This window comes from Kitasatospora sp. NPDC048286 (assembly GCF_043201735.1).
Classification (GTDB): Bacteria; Actinomycetota; Actinomycetes; order Streptomycetales; family Streptomycetaceae; genus Kitasatospora.
In genome coordinates this window covers 12,247-37,441 of record NZ_JBICZE010000026.1, presented here as the reverse complement: position 1 = coordinate 37,441, position 25,195 = coordinate 12,247, and the positions used below count along the sequence as shown (strand labels likewise).

At 72.1% G+C, this 25,195-nt stretch carries 26 protein-coding genes; 11 read left to right on the top strand and 15 right to left on the bottom strand.

All coding sequences use genetic code 11. From position 1 onward, the window contains the following. The first annotated feature begins 352 nt into the window (after window positions 1–352). A complete protein-coding gene (locus ACGF13_RS38410) occupies window positions 353–544 on the top strand; it encodes a hypothetical protein (protein WP_392884120.1) in 192 nt (63 codons plus the stop codon). Window positions 545–694: 150 nt separating this feature from the next. Here the strand turns inward: ACGF13_RS38410 and istB are convergent, their stop codons facing one another. The 13 genes from istB to ACGF13_RS38345 form a co-directional block, all read right to left on the bottom strand. Further along, window positions 695–1,534 carry an IS21-like element helper ATPase IstB gene (istB, locus tag ACGF13_RS38405; protein WP_392884118.1) on the bottom strand — a complete coding sequence of 280 codons (840 nt, stop codon included), beginning with the start codon at window positions 1,532–1,534 and terminating at the stop codon, window positions 695–697. Continuing rightward, window positions 1,531–3,171, bottom strand: coding sequence for an IS21 family transposase (gene istA / locus ACGF13_RS38400; protein ID WP_392884117.1), 1,641 nt, complete (start codon window positions 3,169–3,171; stop codon window positions 1,531–1,533). Before istA ends, istB begins: the two co-directional genes overlap by 4 nt. Before the next feature lie 283 nt (window positions 3,172–3,454). Beyond that, window positions 3,455–5,761 (bottom strand): hypothetical protein, encoded by a 2,307-nt coding sequence (locus tag ACGF13_RS38395; protein WP_392884116.1) that lies wholly within the window; start codon window positions 5,759–5,761, stop codon window positions 3,455–3,457. Between the two features lie 325 nt (window positions 5,762–6,086). Beyond that, window positions 6,087–8,474, bottom strand: a complete 2,388-nt coding sequence (locus ACGF13_RS38390; protein WP_392884115.1) for a hypothetical protein — start codon at window positions 8,472–8,474, stop codon at window positions 6,087–6,089. A gap of 130 nt (window positions 8,475–8,604) precedes the next feature. Further along, window positions 8,605–9,129: a hypothetical protein gene (locus tag ACGF13_RS38385; protein ID WP_392884113.1), complete on the bottom strand. Its 525-nt coding sequence runs from the start codon at window positions 9,127–9,129 to the stop codon at window positions 8,605–8,607. A 69-nt stretch (window positions 9,130–9,198) separates the two neighbouring features. Then, entirely contained in the window at window positions 9,199–9,522 is a 324-nt protein-coding gene (locus ACGF13_RS38380) for a hypothetical protein (RefSeq protein ID WP_392884111.1), read from the bottom strand. A gap of 18 nt (window positions 9,523–9,540) precedes the next feature. After that, window positions 9,541–10,029, bottom strand: coding sequence for a hypothetical protein (locus ACGF13_RS38375; protein WP_392884110.1), 489 nt, complete (start codon window positions 10,027–10,029; stop codon window positions 9,541–9,543). Then, window positions 10,026–10,649, bottom strand: coding sequence for a hypothetical protein (locus ACGF13_RS38370; RefSeq protein ID WP_392884108.1), 624 nt, complete (start codon window positions 10,647–10,649; stop codon window positions 10,026–10,028). Before ACGF13_RS38370 ends, ACGF13_RS38375 begins: the two co-directional genes overlap by 4 nt. Further along, window positions 10,642–10,770: a hypothetical protein gene (locus ACGF13_RS38365; RefSeq protein ID WP_392884107.1), complete on the bottom strand. Its 129-nt coding sequence runs from the start codon at window positions 10,768–10,770 to the stop codon at window positions 10,642–10,644. Before ACGF13_RS38365 ends, ACGF13_RS38370 begins: the two co-directional genes overlap by 8 nt. 111 nt (window positions 10,771–10,881) lie before the next feature. Beyond that, window positions 10,882–11,454, bottom strand: a complete 573-nt coding sequence (locus ACGF13_RS38360; RefSeq protein ID WP_392884106.1) for a hypothetical protein — start codon at window positions 11,452–11,454, stop codon at window positions 10,882–10,884. A 630-nt stretch (window positions 11,455–12,084) separates the two neighbouring features. Beyond that, window positions 12,085–12,375 carry a hypothetical protein gene (locus ACGF13_RS38355; protein WP_392884104.1) on the bottom strand — a complete coding sequence of 97 codons (291 nt, stop codon included), beginning with the start codon at window positions 12,373–12,375 and terminating at the stop codon, window positions 12,085–12,087. Next, complete coding sequence (locus ACGF13_RS38350; protein WP_392884102.1) at window positions 12,375–12,560, bottom strand: hypothetical protein; 186 nt, start codon at window positions 12,558–12,560, stop codon at window positions 12,375–12,377. The genes ACGF13_RS38355 and ACGF13_RS38350 overlap by 1 nt, the downstream gene beginning before the upstream one ends. A 2-nt stretch (window positions 12,561–12,562) precedes the next feature. Further along, the gene (locus tag ACGF13_RS38345; protein WP_392884100.1) at window positions 12,563–12,847 is read right to left on the bottom strand and encodes a hypothetical protein; all 285 of its coding nucleotides are present in this window, start codon (window positions 12,845–12,847) and stop codon (window positions 12,563–12,565) included. A gap of 275 nt (window positions 12,848–13,122) precedes the next feature. On the opposite strand from ACGF13_RS38345, the gene ACGF13_RS38340 reads away from it, so the two are divergent. From ACGF13_RS38340 to ACGF13_RS38320, 5 genes are all read left to right on the top strand, one after another. After that, window positions 13,123–13,953, top strand: a complete 831-nt coding sequence (locus ACGF13_RS38340) for a GntR family transcriptional regulator (protein WP_392884099.1) — start codon at window positions 13,123–13,125, stop codon at window positions 13,951–13,953. 27 nt (window positions 13,954–13,980) lie between these two features. Then, window positions 13,981–14,538 carry a UTRA domain-containing protein gene (locus ACGF13_RS38335; protein WP_392884098.1) on the top strand — a complete coding sequence of 186 codons (558 nt, stop codon included), beginning with the start codon at window positions 13,981–13,983 and terminating at the stop codon, window positions 14,536–14,538. A gap of 566 nt (window positions 14,539–15,104) precedes the next feature. Next, on the top strand, window positions 15,105–16,304 hold the full coding sequence (locus tag ACGF13_RS38330) for a hypothetical protein (RefSeq protein ID WP_392884097.1): 1,200 nt from the start codon (window positions 15,105–15,107) through the stop codon (window positions 16,302–16,304). Window positions 16,305–16,384: 80 nt separating this feature from the next. Next, window positions 16,385–17,821, top strand: coding sequence for a replicative DNA helicase (locus tag ACGF13_RS38325; protein WP_392884095.1), 1,437 nt, complete (start codon window positions 16,385–16,387; stop codon window positions 17,819–17,821). A gap of 190 nt (window positions 17,822–18,011) precedes the next feature. Beyond that, entirely contained in the window at window positions 18,012–18,923 is a 912-nt protein-coding gene (locus ACGF13_RS38320) for a hypothetical protein (protein ID WP_392884094.1), read from the top strand. 475 nt (window positions 18,924–19,398) lie between these two features. Here the strand turns inward: ACGF13_RS38320 and ACGF13_RS38315 are convergent, their stop codons facing one another. Together ACGF13_RS38315 and ACGF13_RS38310 are read right to left on the bottom strand one after the other, a co-directional pair. Continuing rightward, window positions 19,399–19,830 (bottom strand): hypothetical protein, encoded by a 432-nt coding sequence (locus ACGF13_RS38315; RefSeq protein ID WP_392884093.1) that lies wholly within the window; start codon window positions 19,828–19,830, stop codon window positions 19,399–19,401. Window positions 19,831–19,890: 60 nt separating this feature from the next. Next, window positions 19,891–20,148, bottom strand: coding sequence for a hypothetical protein (locus tag ACGF13_RS38310; RefSeq protein ID WP_392884092.1), 258 nt, complete (start codon window positions 20,146–20,148; stop codon window positions 19,891–19,893). Window positions 20,149–20,399: 251 nt separating this feature from the next. Between ACGF13_RS38310 and tap the strand changes: the two genes are divergently transcribed. The 5 genes from tap (at window position 20,400) to ACGF13_RS38285 (ending at window position 24,972) form a co-directional block, all read left to right on the top strand. Continuing rightward, entirely contained in the window at window positions 20,400–22,874 is a 2,475-nt protein-coding gene (gene tap, locus ACGF13_RS38305) for a telomere-associated protein Tap (protein ID WP_392884090.1), read from the top strand. 163 nt (window positions 22,875–23,037) lie between these two features. Further along, window positions 23,038–23,544, top strand: a complete 507-nt coding sequence (locus tag ACGF13_RS38300; protein ID WP_392884089.1) for a hypothetical protein — start codon at window positions 23,038–23,040, stop codon at window positions 23,542–23,544. Between the two features lie 63 nt (window positions 23,545–23,607). Next, window positions 23,608–24,186, top strand: a complete 579-nt coding sequence (gene tpg, locus ACGF13_RS38295) for a telomere-protecting terminal protein Tpg (RefSeq protein WP_392884088.1) — start codon at window positions 23,608–23,610, stop codon at window positions 24,184–24,186. Window positions 24,187–24,295: 109 nt separating this feature from the next. After that, a complete protein-coding gene (locus tag ACGF13_RS38290) occupies window positions 24,296–24,547 on the top strand; it encodes a DUF6213 family protein (RefSeq protein WP_392884087.1) in 252 nt (83 codons plus the stop codon). 101 nt (window positions 24,548–24,648) lie between these two features. Beyond that, window positions 24,649–24,972 carry a hypothetical protein gene (locus tag ACGF13_RS38285; protein ID WP_392884086.1) on the top strand — a complete coding sequence of 108 codons (324 nt, stop codon included), beginning with the start codon at window positions 24,649–24,651 and terminating at the stop codon, window positions 24,970–24,972. The last annotated feature ends 223 nt before the right edge of the window (window positions 24,973–25,195 follow it).

Genomic DNA, 25,195 nt, shown 5'->3' with positions numbered 1-25,195 from the left:
GGTTCTCACGGCGCCCGCCCGGCCGCGTCCCCTGACAGGAATGCGAACGGGCGGGCGCCGTGTTTGGCGCCCGCCCGTTGACGGGGTGGTGGTCCGACGGTCGGTCAGTGCCCGTTTCTGAACCTGCGATGCCTGGTGAGAGCGTTTCCCAAGCCCGAGACGCTTAGGGGCCGTTCCGATTTCCGTCGTGGTGACGGTGAGCCGAATGGGTCTTGCGTGCCGATTCCCTGCCGGCGGCCTGAACTCCGCGGCAGGGGGCGCGCGGGCCGGATGACCGTGTGGGTGTCGATCCTTCTCCCTCGGGGTAGGGCTGCCCAGGCACGTTCCAAGAGCCTGACCGTAGGAGCACCCGATGGCTGACACCCCCGTAGTCCCCCAGTGGGACAGCACGAAGACCTACAAGATCTACAACGAGGAGGTTGCTTGGAAGGGCATGATCTACACACAGAACTTCGAGAGCACCGACGCGGATCCCGAGCAGAACAGCGCTGCCTGGGGCCAGCCTTGGAAGCCTGCCCGACCTGTGTCTGGGACGGCCAAGTAGCAAGTACACCGGGCAGCCCACGGGCGGAGCTGCTGGCTGGTCGACCAGGCTCGCACCTGTGCTGCAAGAACAGCCCGAAAGCGTCCGGGACGCCGCGGACCGGCTCACCGAGGCGGTCCGCAGCTTCATCAACCTCAGCCGGAACTCAGCTCAGGCCGCGGCGGCCGCCTTGCGCTTGGCCGTGGTGCTGGCGAGGCGGAAGGACTGGGTCCCGGTCTCGATGATGTGGGCCTCGAAGGTGAGCCGGTCCACGATCGCCTGGCAGAGCCGCTTGTCGGTGAAGGTCTGGTCCCACTCGGTGAAGGGCCGGTTCGAGGCGATCGCGATCGCGTGCCGTTCCTCGCGCTCGGTGAAGATCTGGAACAGCAGCTCGGCGCCGTGCCGGTCGAGCTTGACGTAGCCCAGCTCGTCCAGGCAGAGCAGGTCGACCCGCCCGTACTTCTTGATGGTTCGCCCGAGCTGCTTGTCGCTGGCGGCCTCGGCGAGCTCGTTCACCAGGTTCGCCGCGGTGGTGTAGCGGACGCGGCCGCCGGCCTCGGCGATCGCGGTGCCCAGGCCGATCAGCAGGTGCGACTTGCCGGTGCCGGAGTCGCCGATCAGGCAGAGCGGGTTGCCGGCCTGGACCCAGGCGGGCTGGGCCAGGGTGTTGATGACCTCCTGCGGGACGTTCGGGTTCTTCGCGAAGTCGAAGTCCTCGATGCGCTTGTTGCGCGGGAAGCCGGCTTCCTTGACCCGCCGCTGCTTGCGCCGCTCGTCGCGGTCGTCGCACTCGATCCCCAGCAGGTCCGCGAGGAAGTCCGCGTAGGACGACTGCTCGCGCAGGGACTGGGCCGCGACCTCCTCCCAGCGGGAGCGGATCGTGGACAGGCCCAGGCTCCGGCAGGCCGCGTCGATCGTCGCCGCCGGGCTGGCGCCGCGCTGTGCGGGCAGCCCGAAGTAGCCCCACCGCCCCGGAGTTGAAGGGGCGTCGGGGGTGGTGCTCTGGGTCATGCCGAGCCTCTCGGTTGAATGGACAGCAACTGGCCGTAGGCGGCCAGGGAGGGCTCCGGCCGGGTGTCCGGCGGGAGGGCGGAACGGCGCGCGGGCAGGGAGATCACCCGCGCCGCGACGTCGTCCTGGTCTTCGGGCGGCCCGGCGGTGGGCGGCGGGGCGATCACCACCGGCGGCGGGCCGCCGGCCGCGGCGAGCGCCTTGCGGGCCTCGATCGCGACCAGGTCCGGGGAGACCGAGCCCGCCTGCAGGACCGCGCTCATGCCCGCGACCACCGCGTTGCCGGGCAGGTGCCGGTGCAGCAGCAGGACGTCGATCAGCGCCCGGGTGCCGTCGGACCGGCCCCGGGCCTCGCGGGCGGCGGCCCAGAACGCGTCGTGGACCGGGGTGAACAGGCCGCTCTCGCGGGCCGCGGCCAGGCCGGTGGAGTGCTCCAGCGCGCCGGGCTTGTTCCGCAGGATTTCCAGGTAGTGGTCGAGCAGGTCGCGGAAGCCGTAGCGGCCGGCCAGCCGCGGGTGCCGGACCACGACCTTGTGCTGCTCGAAGACCAGGACCTCGTCGGCCCGCAGCGAGACCCTCACCGTCCTGCCGATGAACCGGGCCGGGACGGAGTACTTGTTCTGCCGGACCGTGATCCGGGAGGTCTTGTCGACCCGTGGCGTCAGCGTCAGCCCGACGTCGAACTCCTCGTCCGGGACCGGTGCCAGCAGCGGGGCCTCGTAGGCGAAGTCGAAGCCGACCGAGGTGGGCCGGTTGTCGATGTGCCGGGCGTCCTCCTCCGCCTCGATCCGCTCGATCCGCTCGTTCAACTCCGCCAGCGTGTCGACCTCGGGGACCGGGACCAGGTGCGAGCGGCGGAAGCGCCCGCCCTCGTGCTCGACGCCGCCCTTCTCGTGCGCGCCTTCCTTACCGGGCCGGCAGTAGAACGCGTCGAAGCCGTAGTGCGAGCGGAACGCCACCCACCTCTGCGACTCGACCCGCGAGCGGCCGAAGCAGACCTGGGAGACCGCCGGCTTCAGGTTGTCGTAGCGGATGTGCCGGACCGGGACGCCGCCCAGGATCCGGAAGGCGTCGACGTGGCCCTGCATGAAGGCTTCCTGACCGGCCGTCGAGAACACCCGGTGGACCGCCTTGCCCGAATACGACAGCCGCAGCGTGAACATCTGGCACTGCAACGGCTTCCCGTCCACCCGCACCCAGACCTCGGCGAAGTCGACCTCCGCCTCCTCGCCGGGCCGGTGGAACTGCGGAACCATGCCCTCGTGCAGCATCCGGGCCCGGTCCGCCTCGTCCTTGATCTGCGGCCGGCGCACCCGCAGGTAGTCGTTGAGGGTGGTGTAGGCGGCCGCGGTGAACCCGTGCTCGTTCCGCAGCCGGGCCAGGATCCGCTTGTTGGTGTGCCGCTGCTTGGGCGGCGCCGTCAGGTCCGCCCGCAGCATCTCGTCGATCCAGCCCTTGGCCGGGTCCAGCACGGAGCGGCGGGTCACGGGCTCTTTCCGCTTCGGAGGCAACGCGCTGTCCAGGGCCTGACGGACCACCCGGCGGTGGACGGAGTAACGGCGGGCCAACTCCCGGACCGAGGCGTTCTCCAGCCTCTTGTCCCGGCGAATCCGCTCGAACAACTCGACGCGCTGCAAATCTTCGGCCTCCTGACACGGCCGTGACTACGAACTCACACAGCGTGATCCGGTTGCCGAAGCCCGGTCAATCCCGGACTACTCCGAACGAGTGCACCTCTCCGCGTCGAACACCAGGTGGGGCCAACTTTCACCGTTCCTCGGTGGGGCCACTTGCGGCCGTCACCCCGGGGCCAGAAAACACCGTCCTAGACAGCGGCGAGGCCGACCCGCCGGCACCCTCGGGTGCCTTGGCCTCCGGGGTGTCTTCTTCATCCCGGAGGCCGCTTCGTTGAGCGCTCGGTCACGCAGAGCGAACGACGGGCCGCAGCGTGGGCTCGGCTTCCTCGACCGCGTCGCGCACGCGCTGGCAGGTGCTGCGCGTCTGCTTCTCGTCACCGGTCAGCAGGCCCTTGGCGGTGAGCGCGGCGTGGATCTCCGCGACGCGCGGGCGGCGGCCGAGAGCGTCGTACAGCGGGCGGACGCACGCCTTGCGGGCGTACATGAGCGCGGCGCCGGTCGGCGCCGAAGACGGGTGAGCGTCGGTGCTCTGCGGGTGAGCGCTCGGGAGTGCACGGTGAGCGCGATTCGTCCCGCCACCTGCGGTGATCTCGCGCTCATGTGAGCGCTCGGTGGGTGCGCCCTGCGCGGGGAGCAGGATGCCGTGAGCGGTGGGCAGCGGCTGGCCGCCGTGTGGCGGGCGCGGGCCGGGTTCGTCGTGGGCGCCGCCCGGGTCCCCGGTGGGCGCGGTGTGCGCGTCCGGCTGGGCTGCCGGGGCGGTGTGAGCGGAGGGGCCGTGGCCCGTGAGCGCGTGGACCCTCCAGATGACCACCGGCACGACCATGGCGAGCGGGATGGCCAGGCCCCACTGCACCCGCCACTGTCCGTCACGGATCTCGACGCCGAAGAGGTGCATCTCGGCGAGCAGCGCGGCGACCTGGCAGGCCATCATCACCGCCAGCGCGGTGATCACCTCCCACCTGATCCGCTTGCGCTCGTCGCCGGTGGCCTTCGACTGGGCGCGGGTGGCGGCAACCACCCAGACGTCGACGGCGACCGGGAACAGCCAGGCCAGGGTGTCGTCGACACCTGCCATCACCGCGAGCTTGTGCTCACCGGCAGCCGTGAAGGCGACCCCCGCCCACAGTGCGAACTTCGGCAGCAGCTTCGGCATGCTGCTGTCCCACCGGCGCCAGGCCCGGCGCAGCTTTCCCATCCGCCGCTCCTGCTTCTGCTCCAGCCGCTCCTGCTCGGCGCGCAGCTCGGCGACGTGCTGCTCCACCTCGGCGAGCTCGGCCAGGGCGTCGGTGGTGACCTGCTCGGCCTCCGTGCGGGCGGTGTTGAGGAGTCGCTGGGCGTCGGCCTCGGCCTTGCCCCGCTTCGAGCTGGCCCGACGCAGCTCATCCCCGGTGGCCTGCTTGGCCTCGTCGATGGCGGCCTGGGCGTCCTCGCGCAGCCGCTGCACCGCCTCCTGGCCGCGCTCGCGCAGGTCGGCGGCCTGCTGGGCGCCCTCCTCGCGGAGTTCCCGTGCCTCGGATTCGGCGTCCTCCCGCAGTCGGCGGGCCTCGTCCTGGGCGTTCTCGCGGACCGTGTCGGCCTCGGCGCGGGCGGCCTCGGTGACGCGCCCGGCCGTCGCTTCGGCCTCCTGGCGCATCTCCTCGGCCTGCGCCTCGGCCACAGTGGTGATCTGACGGGCGGTCTCGGCGGCCCGGGTGCGGATCGCCTCGGCCTCGGTGGCGGCCTCGGTCAGGGTCCGGTCGGCCGCCGCGGCGGCGTCCCGCTGCACGGTGGCCGCCAGCTCCCGCGCACTGGTCAGGTCCTGCTCGGCCAGGGCGCGGTCGTCGGCGGCCCGGGCCCGGGTGCGTTCCAGCGCCTGGCGGGCATCGGCGACCTGGTCCTGGACGTCGGCGAGGTCGGCGGCGGCCCGGCGGCGGGTGGTCGAGGCCTCCCGCTCGGCCTCGCCGAGCAGCTTGGCGGCCCGCTCCTCGGCGGCGGCGGTGATACCGGCCGCCATGGCCTGGGCCTGCTCCTCGGCGTCGGCGACGATCCGCTCGGCGTCCTGCTCGGCCTGGGTGCGGACGGCGGCGGCGCGCTGCTGGGCGTCGGCCAGCAGTGTCCCGGCCCGCTCGGTGGCCTCCTTCAGCAGCCGGTCGGCCGCCGCGTGGGCGTCGGCGTCGGCTTCCTCGCACCGCTCCCGGGCGTCCTGGCGGATCAGGTCGGCCTGGTCGTTGGCCAGGTCGAGGATCTGCCGGACCGTCTGCTCGGCACGCTGCGTGACCATCTCGGCCTCGGCGGCGGCGTCCGCGCGCAGCTGCTCGGCCTCCGCCGCCCACTGCCCGGCGGTGGCCAGTTCGCGGCCGGCGGTGACGGCGGCGTGCGCCAGGACGGCGAGCGCCTGGTCCTCGGCGAGGGCCAGAACGTCGGCGGCGCGGTCGGCCGCGTCGGCCAGCACCGGGTCGGCGGCGGGCCGGGCCGTGAAGGTCGCGGGGACCTCCGCCGGGGCGTCCGGCAGGGTGTCCGGGCGGATCGCGGAGGCCTTCGTCGACGCCTTGGCGGGGGTCTTTTTGGCAGGGGTTCGGGTGCGGCGGCTAGTGGTGCGGGCCGGGGTCATGCGGGAGACTCCTGTCTCTCATGGTGACGTTGCGTGGTGGGGCTGGGTTGCCCGGGAAGGGGCACGACGGCCGGTGGCGGCGCGGTGCGGCACGGCGGGGCCCGTGGCTGCGAACGGCCGATGGGGTGGTTGTAGAGCAGCGCGGGCTGGCGGTGTCGACGGCCGTGGGAGCCGGTATTCGGGCCCGGATCGGTGGGGCGGCTCTACGGGCTCTACAGCGCTACAGGGCAGGTCAGAGAGCTTGAACGGTCTCTACAGGTGCTCTACGGGCCCGCTACGTGATCTTGTGTGTAGCGGGCCCGTAGAGGGGGTGTAGAGCACCCGGCTACAGGTCGTCGTCCTCGTCCGGGTCGTCCTCGTCACCTTCGTCGTCGGCTTCGAGTGCGCTCCGGAGGTCGTCGAGGTAGTAGCCCATGCGGTTCTTGACGCCCTCACTTTCCGTCACAGCCCGGGCCTGGCGGGCCTTGACGCCGTACGGGGTGAGCAGCTCCTCCAGGCCCTCCGGGGTGAAGTTGCCGTAGACATCGGGGCGTGCCTGGGCGAGCCGCTGGAGGAGCGGGCCGGTGTGGAGGGTCCGCTCCCCGTTCATCGCCTCGAGGACGTCGAGGATCGACGGCGCGGCGGCGGCGACCGGGCCGGTTCCGGGTGCGTTTGGGGCCGGGTTGGGTCGGCGCGCGCCGAGCGAGACCAGAAGCGTGGGCCAGTCGAGGCCGGCTGCCGCCGCGCTGGCGGTCAGGTCCGGCAGCCCCGCCTGCGCCCGCTGGTTGCCCCGGCGGGTGGCGTCACTGTCAGTGAGGTGGCGGAACTTCCACCGCATGGGCCGGTTGCGCTGGCCGGGCAGGCCTTGGATGTAGACGGTGCCTGCGTCGGCCGGGTCGGTGTGGGTGCCGGGCTGGAGCCGGTCTGCGCGGTAGCCCTCGCGCAGTGCGCCCTGGCCGAAGAGGCCGGTGACGTCGATCCCCCGGCAGCAGCCGGCCATCTTGAGCGACATCTTCGGAGCGATGGCCGAACCGAGGTCCTGCACGGTGCCGAACTGGCTGGCTCCGATGATCCACACCGCTTCCTTGCGGCCGATGCGCAGCAGCCGCAGCAGCTTCGCCTTCGCCTTGGCGGGAAGGTCGTGCCACTCGTCGACGAACACGATGACGGCGGGGTGCTCGGGGCTGGGCCGCCAGACCTTGCCGTAGCCGAGGGACTTGCGGAGCCGGGTGCGGCCTTCACAGAGGCGGTCGAGCCAGTCGAGGGTCTTGAGGACATGCTTGTCGTCGCTGACGGCGAGCTGGATGGCGTCGCCGAGGGCTTCGACGCCCTCGCCGCGGGGGTCGATGGAGATCACGACGGCGTCGCGGCAGGAGGTGGCCCAGTCGGCGAGGGCCAGCATGATGCTGCTCTTGCCGCCACCGGAGTCGGCAACGAGGAAGCCCATCACCCCGGCAAGCGAGAAGGCGAGCTCGGTGCCGTCCAGACCCTGCCCGAAGGTCCCGGCGTCCATGATCGAGTTGGTGAGCGCCAGGTTGTCGGGGATCGGTCCCATGTCGGTGAAGCCGGGCCGGGTCTGCACGCGGACGGTGGCGGTGTCGCTGGCGTCCGGCCAGCACTCGATGGCCAGGCCGCCCCGGGGCACCTTGAGCAGGGTCCGGATCGCGGCGGACTTCCGGTCGGTGTCGATGTCGGCCGGGTCGCCGGAGGCGACGGTAACCGTCATCGACCAGCCGACCGAGGTGCGCACCGTGTCGGTGATCTCGGCCAGGTCGATGTTCTGGGCGAGCAGCGCCCGGCCTACACAGGCTGCGGCGATGGCCGGGTCGGTGACACTGTGGATCGGGAACGGGGCGCCAGTGTCCCCGGGGAACAACAGGGTGTCCTGGTCGGCCGGACCGGCCGCCGGCCGCGCCTGCTCCTTGGCCGCGTCCTTCTCCTTCTCCGTGCCCTTCTTCTCCTTGTCCTTGGCGGGCCGGCCGCTCTCGATCTCGTACGCGAGCGCGGGGACGTCCGGGAGTGCGCGGCGCCAGCCGGTGATCCGGCCCTTCGCCCAGGCCGTGAGAGCGAGGCCGGCGGCCGTGAGCGTCGGGAGGACGAGGCTGCCGACGGCCAGCTCGAATCCGCCGACGGCCAGGCCGAGGGCGGCGAGCGCGGCCCAGCGCTTGTTCGCGGTGCGGCGGCGGTGGCGCTCCAGCTCGTCGTCGCTGGGGTCGATGTGGCCGGTGTAGGACTGCTGGTGGATCTCGCGGACCCGCTGGCGCCAGGCCGCGGCCTCCTCGCGCAGCGTGGCGGCGGCTGCGCCGGCCTGCTTGTGGTCGGCGGCGGTGGCGTCGTCGCCCTGCCCGCCGGCCGCGGCGCGGCGGGCCTGCTTCTCCAGCTCGCCGGCCTTCTCCTCCAGGGCCTCGATCTGCGAGCTCTTCTTGCCCTGCCACTGGCTGTAGCGGCGGTTGAGCAGGGCGGCGCGCAGGTGGGCGGGCGTCTCCTGCGACGCGCTCGCCCAGGCGCCGGTCTCGGTCTTGAGGACGGTCAGGCCCTCGCGCAGGGCGGTGTACTCGCGGCGGGCGAGGCTCAGGGTGCCGGTGGCGAGGCGGGCTCCGATGCCGGGCCCGCTGCTGTGCGGGCTGCTGGTGCCCGCGCTGGCCGGGCCACTCGGGTTCGGCTGGTCGTCGGTGAGGAACTCGCCCTCGGTGGCGAGGTCGATGATGATCGGCTCGGGCGGATGGGTCGTCACGGCGCTCCTCCGTGGGGCGGTAGCGGTTCGGTGGTGGGGTGGGTCCGGGCGGTTGCGGCCGCCCGCGCGCCGCGGCCGCGCCGAGGAGCGCGGGGCGGGGCGTGGGCGACCGGTGGCGTCCGGGCGAGGGTTAGGCGATGGTGCCGACGAGGGCCTCGCCGGCGGCGTTCACCGCGGGGATGACGGTGGCCATGACGACGCCGCCGAGCGTGGCGGACAGGCCGAGGAGGATCCCGGAGATGATGCCGAGGCGCATCCGGGGCTTGGCCTTCTTCGGAATCGCCTTCCACGCGCCGACCACCGCGACGGTGAGCAGCAGCAGGACGAGATTGCCCATGCCGGTCAGCTGCAGCTGGCTGGAGCGGGCGGCGAGGGTGGTCTCGCCGCCGGTCGCGTTCCACATCGCGAACGACCCGGCGAGGTTCCCGAACCAGGTGATCGCGCCGGTCGAGAATCCGATCAGACCGCTGGTGGTGGCGGTGGCGATGCCGCCGTAGAGCATGCCGACGCCGAGCGGCACGAGGTCCAGGGCGCCCTTCGTCGCGGTGGCGCCGTTCTTGATGCTGCCGACGGCGAACCGGGAGACGTGCCACAGCGGCAGCGCCATGCCGATGAACAGGCCGCCGATGGTGAGCGTGGTGGCGGGGACGAACACGGTGGTGACCTCCAGAAGGTCCGGAAGAGGTGAAAGGGAAGGAGCGGCCGCCGGCGGGCGGCCGGGCGGTCAGGGCTGGTCGGTCTGCTCGGGCTTGTCGCGCTCCCAGCGCCGGATCTGGACAGCCAGCCCGGCGACGGCCGCTGCGGCGACGACGCAGAAGACGGGGTCGATCCACCAGGGGTGGTCGATCGGGACGACCAGCACGGCGTGCCGCAGAACCGGCGTGCACCCCACGACGCCGGCCGCCGCGCCCAGACCCGCGCCCCACAGGACCGGGCGCAGCCAGCCGAAGCGGGTCTTGCGGGCGCGGTTCGTGGCGAGGTGGTAGAGGAAGGCGCCGTACCCGGCGCCGGCGGCGGCCGCCAGGGGCAGGCGGTAGAGGTGGTCCACTGGGTGGTCTCCTGACGGTCAGTGGAAGGCGGCGAGGAACTGGTCGCCGAGGGAGTTGACGGCGGGGATGAGGGTGACGGCGGCCAGACCGGACACCCCTCCGGCGAGGCCGAGTGCGGAGCCGGAGACGATCCCGGCGGTGAGCTGGCGGCGCAGCTGGTAGTCGCAGCAGCGCCAGGCGAGCAGCACGGCGGCCAGGAGCAGGGTGGTGGCGACGCCGCCGCCGGCGTTCATGCTGGCGGGGGCGGCTTGGGGAAGAAGCTGATCGGCGCCGGTGCCGGCGATGCGGTTGCCGAGTGGGTTGGTGGCCTTGCGGACGAGGTAGTGGGCGGCCCAGCCGAGCAGGCCTCCCGTGCACAGGGCGCTGAGCAGGCCCATCAGCAGGCCGCCGGTCAGTGCGGCGGCGCCGGGCATCTCGCAGCCGCGGCGCCACCAGCGGACGATGGTGAAGACCAGGATCGCGATGGCCAGGGCCAGGCCGCCGAGGGAGAGCTGAGCGGCGGTCATCCGGTGGCCCCGGTCATCAGGTAGCCGATGAGCTGCTGCCCGGCCGGGGTGATCACCAGCGAGGAGATCATCGAGAAGGTGAAGACCCGCACCGGCCATACCTGGTAGCGGCGCCAGCGCCACTCCAGGACGGCCGAGACCGCCAGGCCGAGCAGCGGCAGGCCCATCGGGTCGGTGAACCAGTGGTAGACCTCGTTCACCGGTCCCTTCGCGAGGAGGACCCCGGTCGCGGCGGCGAGGCCGTTGGCGACCGGGCGGATCCGGCGGATCTCGAACCGGGGCGCAGCCGGGGCGGCCGGTGCCGCGGCGGCGGGGTAGTAGTGGTGATGGTGGACCTCGGCCGGCGGCGCGAATACCGGGGCCGGGGCGGTCGCGGTCGCCGCCCCGCCGCCTCCGCCGCCGGGCCTGCGCCACCACTCGCCGGGCTCCGGCAGTCCCCCGGATCCGGGCGGCGGGCCGGACGGCGGGGGCGGCGGCTCGCTGCTGCGCCGGGGCGGCGGAAGGAATCCGTCCGGCCCGCCGGCGGTCGGCGGCTCCGACGGCGGCGGGGGCGGCGTGCTGCCGCCGTCGCGCTCGCCGGAGAGGACGACGCGGGTGGGCTCGATCGGCTGGTCAGCCATCGGAATCCTCCTGCTCGGTCTGCGGGGTGGAGAAGTTCTGGGCGGCCTCGGCGACCAGCAGGAGGAAGCTGGTGACGGCGGAGACGGCGAAGAAGCTGAAGAAGACCTGGTCCAGGTCCACGGACGACCTCCTAGGTGGGGTCTGGGCTGGTGGCGCCGACTGCGCCGGGCACCGTCGAACGCCGCCGCCCCCGGAATTCCGGGGGCGGCGGCGAACGGCGGGACCCGGTGGTCAGTAGCCGAGTTCGGTGGGGTCGGCGCCGTCGCGGATCGCGGCGGCCTGGGCGCGCAGGTCGGCGGCGCGCCCGCGGAGGATCCGGGCGGAGGCCGCGGCCCGCTTGCGGTCGGCGGGCTCAGCGGTGGGGTCGGCGGCGACGGCGCGGCCGCTGGCAGCGGCGGCCGCGTCGTTGACGGCGGCCAGGTCGAGCTCGGCGGCCAGGTCGGCCCGGGCCGAGCGGGACCAGACCTCGTCGTCGAGGTCCAGGTCGTCGCCGAGGTCCAGGGTGTTCAGCAGGATGCCGGCCTGGATGACCGCGCCACCGATGATCTGGGTGTCGCCGGCGGTGCTGGTGACGACGCCGCCCTGGGCGCCGAGGACGGTGGTACCGCCCGAGGTCTGGATGACGGTGCCGTGGATCACGGCACCGGAGATGTGGTTGGTGATGACCATGTGCTTCTCCTGACGAGTGCTGGGCTCCAGGGCCGGCGCGCCGCTGATGCGATGTGCGTCGGCCGCGTTGGTGACGGCGGGGGCGCTCGCGGCCTGGCTGGCCGTCGGAGCGCCGGGGTTGAGCAGCGGGTTCACGGTGGTGCGGGGTGCGTGACGGCCGGGCCCTCGTGCCGAAGGAGGGCGGGTCGGCCGCTTACCGCCCGGCCGGGTGCCGGGGCGGACGCGCCTGGATTGAGCGGGGCGGCGGTGTCCCCGTGCCGAAGGTGCTGCGGAAGCAGTCGGGTGGTGCACCCCGGGCCGGCGTCACGCTCGCGGGCCCGGGGCCGTTCTCTGAATGGTTCTCAGTTGGCTCGCTGTGGAGTTGTGAAGTAGGCGGGCACTTCCTTGGCCTGGCCCCCTCGGGCCGGACTTCCGGGTGCGTCGTGGTGGTGCGTTGGGTGGTGGGCCCTGGCGGGGCCCGCCGCACCACTCACGGCGCCGTTCCTGGCATAGGCATGCCAGGGACGGTTCCGAGAGGCAGGCGGCGGGATGCCGTGCTGCATAGAGAGAAGAGAGAGGAGAGGGGAGGGCTACTTGCCGGAGCCGGAGCCGGCCTTCGCGGCGTCCCGGCGGGCCTGGTCCTCGCGCGCCCGGCGCAAGGCCTCGTCGGCCTGGTTCGAGAGGACGGTGATCACCGGCCGCCCCCCTTCGAGTCGGCGGGCGGGGTGGGCGCCTTCTTGTCCTTGCCGTCGCCGTTGCTGAAGGCGCGGCAGAGGTGGCTGGTCGTCACCGCGCACCCCCGTCCTCGGCGTGCTCGGTGTACGGGCGGCCGAAGTTGCGGCGGGTGTCGCTGTCGGGCCGGCTGTACGGGTCCGCCGACATCACCCTGCGCCCGTGCCGGTCAGAGCCCGCCTCGACGGCCGAGACCTGGGCCTCACGGTGGTGACGGAGGGCGGTCTGCGCGTCGGTGCGGTGCCAGCCGGCGGACATCCCGCTCGTCCGGGTCGACGTCCCGGAGCCGGACTCGCCGGAGGAGCTACTGCTGGAGCCGAGGCCCAGGAGGGACCGGAGACCCATCACCGACCCCCCGTCTGCTGCGGCGCCTGCTGCGGGGCCTGCTGCGGGGCCTGCTGCTCGCGCAGCCGGTCCGCCTCCTGGCGGGCCCGCTCCGCGGCCGCGGCGGCCTCCTGGGCGGACCGCAGGCGCTCCGCGATCACCGCGTCCAGGGCGGCGGCCTGCGCCGCGTTGAACTGCTCCGGCATCGTCAGCACCCCGCCATCTGCGGCTCGGTGGCGCGGGTGGCGAGAGCGTGGTCGACGAACCAGGCGAGGTGGTCCCAGGTGGTCCAGGCCGCGGTGGCCGCGTGACGGGCGGCGAGCTCCCAGACCCGGGCGACCAGCTCGGCGACGGTACCGTCGCCAGCGGTCGGGTCGGCCGCCGCGAGGTCCCGGGTGACGAGGGCCAGCACCTGGCCCTCGAACTGCGCGTGAAGGCTGGCGACGGGGCCGGATTCGATCCGGGCCCCGAGGCCAGGCATGATGTAGCGCACGGCAATCACTCCTCAATGACAGTGAGGTTGGTCCGCCGAGCTGCGGGCCGGTGGTTGCGTCACCGAGCCCGCAGCGCCGTTTCTGGGCCCTGACCAGCGGTTGCGTCACTGATCTGGGCCTATTGAGGCCACAGCGGTAGTGCGAGGTTGCCGCTTCCTCCCGGGGTTGCGTCCCGGTCGGCGGCGACGTGATGACGATGACACACAGAGCGATATGAGGTCAACACTGTCGCGCGACAGTTGATAAGTGTCGCGCTTAACCGTAGGGTCGTCGCATGACCGAACCCACGGACTCGGCAGCAGCCGAATACCGACGGGTGGCTGACGACATTCGCTCCCACATCCGGGCCGGCGACGACGGCTTCACCCCCGGATCGCGGCTCCAGAGTCTGCAAAAGCTCGCCACGCATTACGGCGTCCCCCGCTCGATTGTCGATCGGGCCGTACGATCCCTGGTTGCCGAGGGCCTGGTAGTCAGCGAGCAGGGCCGAGGCTCCTTCGTCAGTCGCTTCGTCCGCAAGATCACCCGAGATGGCACGTCGCGCTACCGACGTGTCGCGCGGGAGCAGGACATCGGCGGCGGTCGGCAGAGTCGAGGGGCCTTCGAGACGGAGCTCCGCGGCATGGGGCTGGTCCCCGAATCGCGGGTAACTGTGGATCGAGTGCAGCCAACGGCCGTCGCCGCTCACGCCCTAGCCGTCGACGCCGACGCGATCAGCGCGGTCCTACGGTCCCGCGTCATGTATGCCGTCCCCCAGGACGACCCGTCGGCCCGGCCCATCCCGGTGCAGGTCGCCGACACGTTCCTCCCGTTGGACATCGCTGGCGACACGCAGCTGGAGGACATCGACACCGGCCCGGGAGGCTCCATCAGCCGGCTGGCCGACCTCGGCTTCGCGCAGACCCACATCGAGGAAACGATCAACGTCCGGCCGCCGACGGCGGCCGAGGCGCAGTCCCTCAACCTGTCCGACCAGCAGCCCGTCTACGAACTGCTGCACGTCGCACGGACCGAGGCGGGGCGAGCCGTGGAGGCGACGGTGCACATCATGCCCGTCCACCTCTGGACGCTCCGGTACGACTGGGCGCTGGACCCCACCACCTAACTCACCACTGATCCGAAGGAGCAAAGCATGGCCAACAACACCATCAACGAGGACGGCACCATCCTCCGAGACGCCACCACCCGCTACCGCAAGGCCACCCGCGAAGACGGCGGCGCGCACGGCGCGTTCGACGCCGAGACCCGCCGAAGCGGCGGCACCCCGAAGGCCGTCGTCAGCGTGGAGCGCGGAACCGCCCCGGAGCGCATCGCCAACATCCTCGGCACCGACACCAGCGTCTCCATCCGGAAGCGCTCGATGTTCGACGGCGAGCGCCTGGTCCAGCTCGCCGACTCCTACATCCCGACCGACGTAGCCGAGGCCGCCGGCATCGAACAGGTCGACACGGGCGTCGGCGGCATCATCAGCCGCATGGCCGAGGCAGGCTTCGCCCAGGCTGAGGCCGTGGAATACGTTCAGCTCCGTCCCGCAACCGGCCAGGTCGCCGAGCTGCTCGGTGTCGAGCCGGACACCGACCTGATCGAGATCACGCACATCGGCTACACCGTCGAGGGCCGCGCCGTCGAGGCCACCGTGCACACCCTCGCCCCGGGCTGGGTACTGCGCTACGACGTTCCGCTGGCCTAGGACTCCAGCTGCGCCCCGGCCGACCGGTTTCGGCCGGGGCATTCGCGATCTCTGTCCACAGGCTGCGCCCTTCACCCTGCTCCTGCCGGACACGCCCGGCGCTGCCTGGGCAGGGAGAACATCCGCGCTCGGGTCTAGGCTCGCGGCGGCTACCACAACTGAACAGGGCAAAGCAAAAGCGGCCCCCCTCCGGCAAGAGATAAGGCCGCTTCCACCGCATATAGCTGTTGTCGATCCGACCGTACCAGTCGTACCCGCTGTGGGGCGAGAGACACCTGTCTCCTCGCCCGGCCGGGGGATCACCTGGTGCCGTGGGACTGGCAACAGCGGGAGAGAGAGCACTTCTTGCGCCACCTCGCCCCTCGGCGCCGCCGTGTCGTACCGGCCGCGCCGTCCACCTGTGACGCGCGTCACCTCGCTTGGGGTCACACCGACCCCAAAATTCGGGCCTCTATGGGCATGCCGTACTACACCCATGCCCAGATCCGCCCCTTCCACCGCCCGGTCGTCCAGGCCGGGCCGGTCCTGGTGCCCGCCGTCGGATCGGCTGCCGAGGCGGTGACCCGATGACCCGGCGCGCCAGCCGAGGCCGGACAACCCCGATCGGCGATGGCGCCGACGAGGTGCTGTTCGAGGGCGACATCACGGACTACTGGTCGCCGGCTGTCGTGCGGCACTGGGTCCTGCACATTCCGGATCTGACGCCCACTGCCCGGCACCTGTACCTGATGCTGCGGGCCATGCTGACCTCCAGCCCTCGCGGGCTGCGCCGCATGACCATCGACCAGCTCTGCTACCTGCTGACCGAGCAGGGCGAGAAGCCCGTGGGCAACTCCACCGTCCGCAAGGCGCTCAAGCTGCTCGACGACAAGGGGCTCGTCACCAATCCGGACGGCGAGCGGCTGGTCACCTCGACCGGCAAGGGCGGCATCCAGAACACCGCGCGCCGCTACAAGGTCAACGATCTGCCGCCGGACGAGTTCACCGGTTGGTCCAACACCTGGCAGAAGCTCGACGCCTACCGCGAGGACTGGCGGGAGGTCCCCGTGGTGCCGCCGACGCACCGCAAGACCGAGGACGGCATCGTGCGCTCGAAATCGAGCGATCGAAGCGAACCGGCCTCGGAGGACAGGACCCCTGGTGGTTTCGTGCGCTCGATTTCGAGCAAGCCCGGCTCGATTTCGAGCGACGCCCGCTCGATGGCGAGCACGGACGAGACGCTGACCAGCGAAAACGGGCCCCTTATTCAGGGTCATGATCAGTTCTCTCTCTCCTCTGCCGAAGCGCTGGCCACACCGGAACCGTCCGTGCCACAGACCGCCGAGTCGGGAGAGAGAGAGAAGTCGGCTACGCCGAAGGACACCCCCGTTCCTGCCGCGCCCGCTGCCTCGGGTGCCCGGGAGATCGGCGATGCGTGGGCTGCGGCCCGGGCGAAGGCGGGCCGTTCGGTGCCGCCCCGGGGTGCCGCTGCGGTGGCCAGGTCGGCTGCCGGGCTGCTGGCGGAGGGCGAGCCGTTCGAGCTCCTGATCGCTGCTGCTGCCGACATGGGCCGCCAGGAGCGGGTGCTGACGAAGCTCGACCAGCATCTGGAGTACTTCGAGCCGCCCGTCTCCGCTGCGGTGCCCGCGCCCCGGGCCGCCGAGCCGTCGTTCTGCGGTGAGTGCGACCTCGGGTGGATCGACCAGCCGATCCCCGGCGACCCGCACGGCCGGCCCCGTACGGCGAAGTGCCCGTGCACCCGCGCCGGCCACCCGAGCGCAGCCTGACCCACCCCCGAACACAAGCGGCGTCCCGGGAGCCATTGGACCGGACCCGGGACGCCGTACGACCTCAACAGGAGATCACCGTGAGCGTACCTCCGCAGCACCCCGTCGACGACGCCCCCTTCCCCGACGAGCGTCCGGTGCCCGCCGGGCGCCGCCGCCGCGACCGCCGGAACGACGAGGGCCAGGGCGGCGCCGACGGCTTCGAGCGGGTCCCGCCTCAGGACCTGGACGCGGAGAAGTCCGTCCTGGGCGGCATGCTGCTGTCCAAGGACGCCATCGCCGACGTGGTCGAGGTGCTCAAGCCGGCCGACTACTACCGGCCCGCGCACGAGCTCATCCACCAGGCGGTCCTCGATCTGTACGGCCGTGGCGAGCCGGCCGACCCGATCACCGTGGCCGGCGAGCTGACCAAGCGCGGCGAGCTCCAGCGGGTCGGCGGCGCCTCCTACCTGCACACCCTGGTCAACTCCGTTCCGACCGCGGCGAACGCCGAGTACTACGCGCAGATCGTCCACGAGCGCGCCGTCCTGCGGCGCTTGGTCGAGGCCGGCACCCGGATCGCGGGCATGGGCTACGCGGCCGAGGGCGACATCGGCGAGATCGTGGACGCCGCACAGGCCGAGGTCATGGGCATCCGCTCCGGCGTCGAGGCAGAGGCGTCGACCACGAAGACGTGGTCCGAGATGGTGGAGGAGGAGCTCCTCGCGGAGGAGGCTGGCCCGGTCCCGTTCCTGCCCCTGCCCTACCTCGATCTGGAAGCCGGCCTCCAGATCGAGGGCGGCGACCTGGTCGTCATCGGCGGCCGCCCCGCCATGGGCAAGTCCGTCATGCTCGTCGACATCGCCCGCCACCTCGCCATCGACCACGGCATCAAAACCCTGCTCTACAGCCTGGAGATGACCCACCGCCAGGTCGTCCAGCGCATGATCGCCGCCGAAGGCCGCATCGCCCTTCACCACATCCGCAACCGGCAGATGACCGACGACGACAAGGAACGCCGCCTGCGCGCCATCGCCCGCATCGGAGAGCCCCCGCTCCTGGTTGACACTGCAGAGGAGGTCAATGTCGCCCGCCTACGCTCCCGGCTGCGCGCCCTCCAGTCCCGCGGTGAGCTCCCCGGCGCCCTCCTGGTCGACTATCTCCAGCTGATGGGCACCGAGGGCGGCAAGGGCACCAACCGCACGAACGAGGTCGACGAACTCGCCCGCGGTCTGAAGATGCTCGCCAAGCAGTTCGAGATCCCGGTCATCGTCGCCGCCCAGATCGGCCGCTCCTCCGAGCAGCGCCAGGACAAGGTGCCCACCATGGCCGACCTGCGCGAATCCGGCGGCATCGAAGCCAACGCCTCCGGCATCATCCTGCTTCACCGACCCGACTACTACGAGAAGGAATCCCCCCGCTCCGGCGAAGCCGACGCCATCGTCGCCAAGAACCGCATGGGCAGCACCTTCACCGCCACCCTCGCCTTCCAGGGCCACTACTCCCGCTTCGTCGACATGACCCGCGACATGGCCTGATCGTTGAACAGGCCCAAGCGCGGCCCTGAACGCCCCTCAGGGCGCTTGGCGGCCCCGCCCGCGCCCGCTGAGGCAGGCGGGGGCCGTGATGGCCCCGTAGAAGACGATCTACGGGTTTGGCAGACAGCACCGGGCAGCCGAGCCACTCTGACGGTGGATCCGCCAGTCACCGCCATGACAGGAGAGAATGTTGAGCAGCAGCCTGTACGACTGTGTTGTATGCCTGAAGCCGACCGAGGTGGCACCGGACGGCAAGATCCGTATTGAAGGGATCGTCAAGGGCGAAACGGAGTGGTTGTGGGGCCCGTACCCGGTTCACGAGCCCTGCCGCCTCGACATCCGCACCATCTACGACCGGCTGCTCGGCGACGGCGTTCACGTCGCCCGCGGCTTCCGGGCCCGCGCCGACGATCCCGAGACCGCTGAACTGCTGAGCGAGTGGGCACGGGCCGACCCCGGGACACCGGCCAAGCACTGGCCCGGACAGTGGTCCCGCCGCAAGCCTCCACTGGAGACCCCCTGGCCGGAGTTCACCTACCTGGCCGACCTGAGCCACGCCCACCTGCTCGGCCTCGTCGCCAAGCGCGGCAGCAGGGAGGCGCCCGCCGGCACCGCCATGGCCGTGCACCTGGCCGCAGCCGGCAAGCGGGTGCTGCTGTTCACCGGCTACCCACCGCCGCTCTCCCGCCCGACCCTGGTCGTCGACGAAACCCCGAACCCGACACCCGAGCTCGTGAACCAGGCACTCGCAAGCGTGCGCCCCGACCTCCTCGTCATCGAGCGCTGGGAGCGGATGCACCCGGACCAGGCAGACGGAGCCTCCCGCACCAACGAGCTGGAGAACATCGGCCAGGTGCTCAAGCGGACCGCGCTGCGCCACAAGCTTCCGTGCATCGTCACGACGTCGCTTCTCCAGGACATGGACCTCGGCCGGCCGCTGACGCGCTGGGTCGGCCGCGACTCCCCAGCGGCGATCATGACCGAGTTCTGCAGCCCGCTGCTCGTTCTCCGCCGGTCCAGCCCCGCTGAAGTGCTCGTCCGCCTGGAACTGCACACCACCATGACCGACAGCACCGTGCGCGCCGTGGCCTGGAGGGGATGACCCCTCTGGGTCCGCCGGGGCTTGCGCGTACGCGCGAGCAGCCACCCGTCACCTGGCCTACGGCCGTCCGGAAGGGCGCAGCGACCGGGTTCTGGACAGGGTTCTGGATATAGAGCAGCACCCACGCTGCCAGGGTGGCAGCACCGGTGCTGCCACCCCCTCCGTTCGGCGGGGGCATTCGAGATGGGCCGTGGGTCCCGGGTCGCCGGGCTCGGCGAAGGCCGGCCGGGCTCGCGCGTCGCGCGCGAAGCCACCTGTAGGTGGCCTTCGGCGTCCGGGAGGGCGCGTCTACTTCTCTCCAACTGCTCTTAAAAGGGGTCCGCGTGGTGCGGCTACCCCTCGTGTCGGAACGGGCCGGCGCTGGGCGCGGCGCGCTCGGCCCCGTACCGCCGACTGAGTGACTTTCCGGGTACTGGTGGCACCGTGCGTCGTCGGGGCTTCCGGGATCCGGCTGCGGCCTGGTGGCGGGCTGTCGTCAGGCGTGGGTGTGGGGGACGGGTTCGCCGGTGAGGGTGTCGGTCAGGGCCCGGGTGCCGAGGGGCTGATGCAGGACGACCGTGAGCTCGGCGATGCCGCCGTCCTCGCATCCGATGTCCGGACCCGAGGCGTCCCGGCGCCTGAGCAGCAGCGTGACCTGCTCGGCCGTCTCCCGTGCCACCAGGTCGGGCTTGTAGTCGCAGCCGCTCCAGGCGACCTCCACCGAGACCGTGCGGTCGTCCGCCGCCACGGTGGTGTTCTTCGTGGACGGGTCGGCGAGCGCGACGCGGCGCAGGACCGAGGCGTCCCGCCGCTTGTAGGGGAGCGGGTAGTCGGATTCATCGCCCCATACGACGTAGCATGCCGCCACTCCCGCCCCGATCAGCGTCACCGCGGCTATCCAGCGCTTGTCGCGAGCCGTCAGTTCCATCCCCCGACCCTCCCTGTGTCATCGATCAGGGTAGGCCTGCCCGGAAGAGTGCCTGGCGGGTCAGTGGGTGGCATCGACGGCGGTGCCGACGAACTGGAGGATGGCGTGGCCCCAGGCGGTGGCGGCGATCAGGACGCCGAAGACGACGGCGGTGAAGACGGTGAACGCCTCGTCTACGCGGCTGCGCGCGTGGGTGATGCGCCGCAGACGCACGACGATAACGATCGCGAGGAACACCGTCGCGCTGATCTGCACTGCCCGCCCCAGCTCTCTGTCTGACTCTGCGTGAGGCTCCGGATACTCGTCGCGCTCCGCCATTTGGGTGAGCATGCCAGAGCGCCCGCTATGAGGGGGCGGGTTTTCCAAAAACAGCCGGACGCGGACGAGTACGGAGCCGACGCACCGGGAGCCTGGCGCCCCAGGGCGTCAGGCGGGCAGTTGAGATCAATTGCCGGGCCCCCGAGCGTCAACCTGGCCGTTTTGCATGTCTCGATCCAGTGATGTGCGTTCAAAATGTGCGATCCAGAAGTTACTTTCACGCTAGGGTGTGTGTTGGAGGTGAGGTGTCGATGAGTGAGGACCTGTTCGCGTCGATCGACGCGCTGCTGGCGCGGCCGCGTCCGGTGGACGATCTGCCGGTGCCCGCGGAGCGGGAGCGACTGCGCAAGGCCGGCGAGTACACGCAGGAGGAACTGGCGGCCGCGCTGAAGACGCGGCGGGAGACGATCGTGCGGTGGGAGGCCGGTATGTCGGAGCCGCGCCCGCCGAAGCGCGAGGTCTACATCCGGTTCCTGGCGACGCTGGCGCTGCAGCACGGCACGGTCGAGCCCAGCGAGTGGCTGCGCCGCGCGCAGGCCGCCGGTCTCGTGCGGCCCGTCGACCAGCCACCCGCCGCCCCGGCCCCCGTCGTGCCCGCGCCCGCGGTGCTCCCGGCGCCGGTTGCACCCGCTGCTGCTGAGCCCGCCCCGGCGGCGTTCGGCGGCGGGGACCAGGCGGTGGCGGAACTGGACCGGACGGCGGACGGGGAACTGGTCGCCGGGCCGCCCGAGCCGTGTGTGCGGTGCGGGCGGCCGACGCCGTACCGCTCGCAGGGCCGCCCGCTCCACATGGGCGGCTGGTGTGCGCCCGCCCCGGCCGGGCAGCCAGTGCCCGCGGTTCCGGTCGCGGAGCAGCCCGCCCCGGCTGCGCCCGAGGAGTCGCCGGCCTCGGTCGCTTCGGTCGCTGCGCCCCGCCAGGCCGCCCCCGGCCCCGCCGCCGGGGCCCGGCGCAGGCCGTCGCCTCGGCCTGCCGCCGGTGCGCCGTCGCGGACCCGGAAGGCGGCCGCGAAGAAGCCGGCCACCGAGGGGCCGGCCGACTGGGAGCAGGCTGCGGCCGCGCGCTTCCCGTCCGGGCCGCTCGCGGTGGTGGACGTCGCCCCGTCCGGTAAGGGGTTGGTGGCCTATCTCGCCGACGGCACGGTGGCGCCGACCGCACCGGTCGGCCGGACCCTGGCCGACATCGTCGAGTGGGCGCTGGAGGTGAAGCTGGGCTCGCCGCGGCTGCACCGGCACGGCAAGGACGGCGACGCCCTGGTCGTCCTCACCGACGCCGCCCTCGCCGAGCTCGGCCTGCCCCCGCTCGGGCGCGACGAGAAGAAGGACTTCGTGCAGCGCCTGGGCCAGCTGCCGAAGACCCACAAGGCCGTGAAGCAGGTCGAGAAGGCCGGCTGGCTGCTGACCCAGCGCGGCCTCGGGCCGTGGGCCCGGGTCTACCGCACGCCCGAGGACGGCAAGCGCCAGTGCGTCCAGCTGTGCATCCCCGCCTGGGGCGCCCTCGCGAGCGGCGGCTGGCAGATCCCCGACGGCCTCGCCGCCGCCGGCCTGGCCCGCCTGCTCGGCACCTACGCGAAGCGCGTCCTCACCCCCCGCGGCTCCACCGCCGTCTCCGGCCTCGAGCTCGTCACCGCCCAGCGCCCGCCCACGAAGGCGGTGCGCACCGAGGCCGGCTGGACCTCCGGCCTGGTGGAGGGCTCCCGGCCGAAGCAGGCGTTCGACCCGGCGCCGCCGGAGGTCCCGGACGTGCACCCGCTCGCCCAGGACCGCGCCCCCGGGCAGGAGCTGGTGACCGAGGCGTGGGACTGGCACCGCGAGCTCACCGACACCGAGAAGCGCTCCGCCTGGGCGGTGGGTCTGGACGTCAACATGGCCTTCCTCGCCGCCGCCGGCCGCCTCACCCTGCCGCTGGGCCCGCCCGTGCACGTGGTCAACTCGGTCTTCGACCCGAAGATCCCGGGCTCGTGGCTGGTCGACCTGTCCGGCCTCGACACGAACCCGCTGCTCCCCAGCCCGTTCACCGCGGACGGCTCCCGCCCGACCGGGCCGGCCTGGTACTCCACGGTGAAGCTCGCCTACGCCGTCGAGCTCGGCGCCCGGGTGCAGCCCACCGAGGCGTACCTGCGCTACGAGCACGGCCCCTACCTCGACCCGTGGCACAAGCACCTGCGCGCCGCGTACCTGGAGACGATGGCCGCCCTCGGCGTCCCGCTCACCCTCGCCGACACCGACCCGCTCGCCTTCCTCGACGCCATGGCCGCCGTCAAGCAGGGCGACCCGGCCGAGCTGGCGGTGCTGCACGCGATCAAGCAGACCGCCAAGGGCACCATCGGCAAGATGCGCGAACGCCCCCGCGGGCACGGCTACAAGCCCGGTGAGCGCTGGCCGGCCCTGGACCGGCCGACCTGGGACCCGCTGATGCGCGCCCTGGTCATCGACACCGCCACCGTCAACCTCCACCGCAAACTCCGTCGCATGGCCGCCGACACCGGCCTGCACTGCTTCGCGGTGCTTTCCGACTGCGCTGTCTTCGCCGCCCCCGGCCCCGGCGTACTCGACATCCTCACCAAGCCGGACGGCACCCTCACCACCGCGCTGCGCCTGGGGGTGTCGCCGGGGATGGTGAAGTTCGAGGGCTCCCGGCCGATGGCCGAGATCGCCGAGTTGCTCGCCGACGACACGAACCCGGCCCGGCACATTAAGCCCGGTGGTGTCGTCTCCGCGGACGAGTAGTGCCCCTGCGGCCCGGCGCCCCCGGCTCGGGGTGGCGGGCCGTGCCGCAGTTGGGTAGAGCTGCACGCGTACACACAGGCGTTTGTGTATGCCTGCACATGTGTGAGCTTCGGGTCTGATAGCTTGTGCATGCGTTCATTGGTGCTGCTGCGAGGGAGACGACGTGAAGTACTTGGAAGGCACCCCGGAGGAGATCGCTCAGTTCCTCCAGCTGATGGGGGAGGAACCCCAGGGTGACGTCGGCGAAGCCGCAGCCGAGATGCCCGGGGAAGTCGCTGGCTTGGCGGGGATCGAGGCCCTGGTCCGGGGCCGCGCCCGCAGCCAGGAGATTGCCGACCGCGTGCTGGCCTACCTGAGCAGGGTGCGCGGACTGGGCGTCGAGATCGAGTCCGGTACGTCGGAGCGGACCAAGGACGGCCTGTCCAACTACGTGATGGTCCGCGACGCCGGCAAGCGCCGGTTCGGGGCCGTCGCGTACGTGAATGCGATCAACGCAGGCCTCACCGTCAGGCTCACCCCCGAAGACGTCGACGACCTCGACGACCCACGGATCGAACTCCGCGATGTCAAAAGTGGCCACAAGTACGTCGTGAACTGCCCGCTGAGGGACGACGAGACCATCGACCTCGCGCTGCAGCTCACCTCCCGCGCACTGGAGAAGGTGCGCTGACACGTTGACCGGGCGCCGTCCGGCCGCCCGCGCCAAATCAACGATCTGGAAGGACGTCAGCCCGTGGGGGAGATCGACGAAGGCCTGGAGCGCGCCGAGCGCACCCGCCCCATCCCCGTGCACCTCAACACCCGGGTCAAGTTCCTGTGGGAGAAGGTCGCCAAGAACGACACCAAGCGCCTGGCCCAGGCCGCCGGCGTATCGGTGCGCACCGCCCAGCGCTGGGCCCACGCCCTGACCGCCCTCGCCGAGGGGGAGTTGACCGGCGACATCCCCATGACGAAGGCCAACGCGGTGAAGGTCGAGCAGGCGGTGCGGGCGGCCTGGCAGCCGCGGGTGAAGAAGCGGGTGCGCCGCGATGCCGAGCAGCGTGGCTTCATGCTCCACATCCAGGCGACCTTCGGCTACTCGGCGGCCGGCGGCACCACCGACGACCCCCGCCCCCGCATGATCACCCAGAAGATGCCCGGCGACGTGGCGCGGCGCCTGTACGAGGCGCGCGACGCCGGAGCCACCCAGGCCCAGCAGGAGCAGATCCTCGCCGACGCGCTGCGCGACGAGTACTTCAAGGACGGCGGCCGCCGCGCCCGCGGCCTCGATGTCGAGCTCAACGACGTCGCCTGGATGGACGTCGAGCTGTAGAACCACCCCTGTAGCGGCCCCGTGTCGCCGAAAAACACAAGTCCCGGCCACCGAAAAGGCGGCCGGGACTTTTTTATGCCCCACCGCTGAATTCATCCGGAGGAAAGTCATGGAATCCCACTACGACGGAGAGCAGCAGTTCCGCCTGCCGGTGCGCCACGACCAGGACGGCACCCTGGTGGTCCCGGCCGACTACGTCACTGCCCTGCTGCGCGGCATCGCCGCCACCTGGCAGGAGCGGGCAGTAGGCGGCGTGCCCGGCATGGACCCGGCCACCATCACGGGCCTGGGCACCGTGCTGGAGTACCTGGCCGACCAGCTGGACGTCCAGTGCATCGCCAGGGCCGACAGCCAGAACTGACTCCAGGACAAACGAAAAGGCCGAGCCGCCCAGCAACTCCTACGGGCCCACCCCACGCCAGGGGTGGGCCCTTTCGCATGCCCTCGTCGAAGGAGACCGCGATGCCGACGTTGCACTACACCCCCGCCGCTGCCCGGGCCCTGGCCCGCCTGGAGAAGGGCCGGCGCGCCGACGCCCGCCGGCTGCGCCGGGTCCGCCGCGCCCTGGCCCGCCTGGCCGCCGACCCGCACCACCCCGGCCTGCGCTCCCACCGCTACCCCTGCCTGCCCGGCCACAAGCACACCGCCGCCTGGACCTCCTACGTGGACCAGGGCGCCGGCGCCTGGCGCCTCCACTGGACCTGGGGCCCTGCCACCGGCGCCGCCGGCCATGGTGAGCCGGGCGCCGTGGTGGTCACGGTGCTGCGCGTCGGCCCGCACCTGTAGGAGCGGCCGGCGTTCCTTCGTACCGGGCTTGCGCTGGCCGACCACGCCGATGGAGGGCGCCGCCTTGTGCATGATCGTGCTGAACAGGGCGGCCGCTGCGGCCAGCGTCGTGAAGCGGAGCGCAGTTCGGCGCAGGAGCCCGGCCAGGCCGTTCTCGGCGGCGGTCGGCGTCTTCTTGGCCATGTTCCCCAAGGGCATCAGCACGGAATCCGCCGTGCGCGCT

Excerpts from the sequence above, each read along its gene's own strand:
- tap (WP_392884090.1), top strand. The coding sequence starts at position 20,400 with ATGAGTGAGGACCTGTTCGCGTCGATCGACGCGCTGCTGGCGCGGCCG.
- ACGF13_RS38330 (WP_392884097.1), top strand. The coding sequence starts at position 15,105 with ATGACCCGGCGCGCCAGCCGAGGCCGGACAACCCCGATCGGCGATGGC.
- istB (WP_392884118.1), bottom strand. The coding sequence starts at position 1,534 with ATGACCCAGAGCACCACCCCCGACGCCCCTTCAACTCCGGGGCGGTGG.
- ACGF13_RS38285 (WP_392884086.1), top strand. The coding sequence starts at position 24,649 with ATGCCGACGTTGCACTACACCCCCGCCGCTGCCCGGGCCCTGGCCCGC.
- ACGF13_RS38355 (WP_392884104.1), bottom strand. The coding sequence starts at position 12,375 with ATGGGTCTCCGGTCCCTCCTGGGCCTCGGCTCCAGCAGTAGCTCCTCC.
- ACGF13_RS38395 (WP_392884116.1), bottom strand. The coding sequence starts at position 5,761 with ATGACCCCGGCCCGCACCACTAGCCGCCGCACCCGAACCCCTGCCAAA.
- ACGF13_RS38290 (WP_392884087.1), top strand. The coding sequence starts at position 24,296 with ATGGAATCCCACTACGACGGAGAGCAGCAGTTCCGCCTGCCGGTGCGC.
- ACGF13_RS38340 (WP_392884099.1), top strand. The coding sequence starts at position 13,123 with ATGACCGAACCCACGGACTCGGCAGCAGCCGAATACCGACGGGTGGCT.
- ACGF13_RS38410 (WP_392884120.1), top strand. The coding sequence starts at position 353 with ATGGCTGACACCCCCGTAGTCCCCCAGTGGGACAGCACGAAGACCTAC.
- ACGF13_RS38375 (WP_392884110.1), bottom strand. The coding sequence starts at position 10,029 with ATGACCGCCGCTCAGCTCTCCCTCGGCGGCCTGGCCCTGGCCATCGCG.
- ACGF13_RS38370 (WP_392884108.1), bottom strand. The coding sequence starts at position 10,649 with ATGGCTGACCAGCCGATCGAGCCCACCCGCGTCGTCCTCTCCGGCGAG.
- ACGF13_RS38335 (WP_392884098.1), top strand. The coding sequence starts at position 13,981 with ATGGCCAACAACACCATCAACGAGGACGGCACCATCCTCCGAGACGCC.
- ACGF13_RS38310 (WP_392884092.1), bottom strand. The coding sequence starts at position 20,148 with ATGGCGGAGCGCGACGAGTATCCGGAGCCTCACGCAGAGTCAGACAGA.
- ACGF13_RS38315 (WP_392884093.1), bottom strand. The coding sequence starts at position 19,830 with ATGGAACTGACGGCTCGCGACAAGCGCTGGATAGCCGCGGTGACGCTG.
- ACGF13_RS38350 (WP_392884102.1), bottom strand. The coding sequence starts at position 12,560 with ATGCCGGAGCAGTTCAACGCGGCGCAGGCCGCCGCCCTGGACGCGGTG.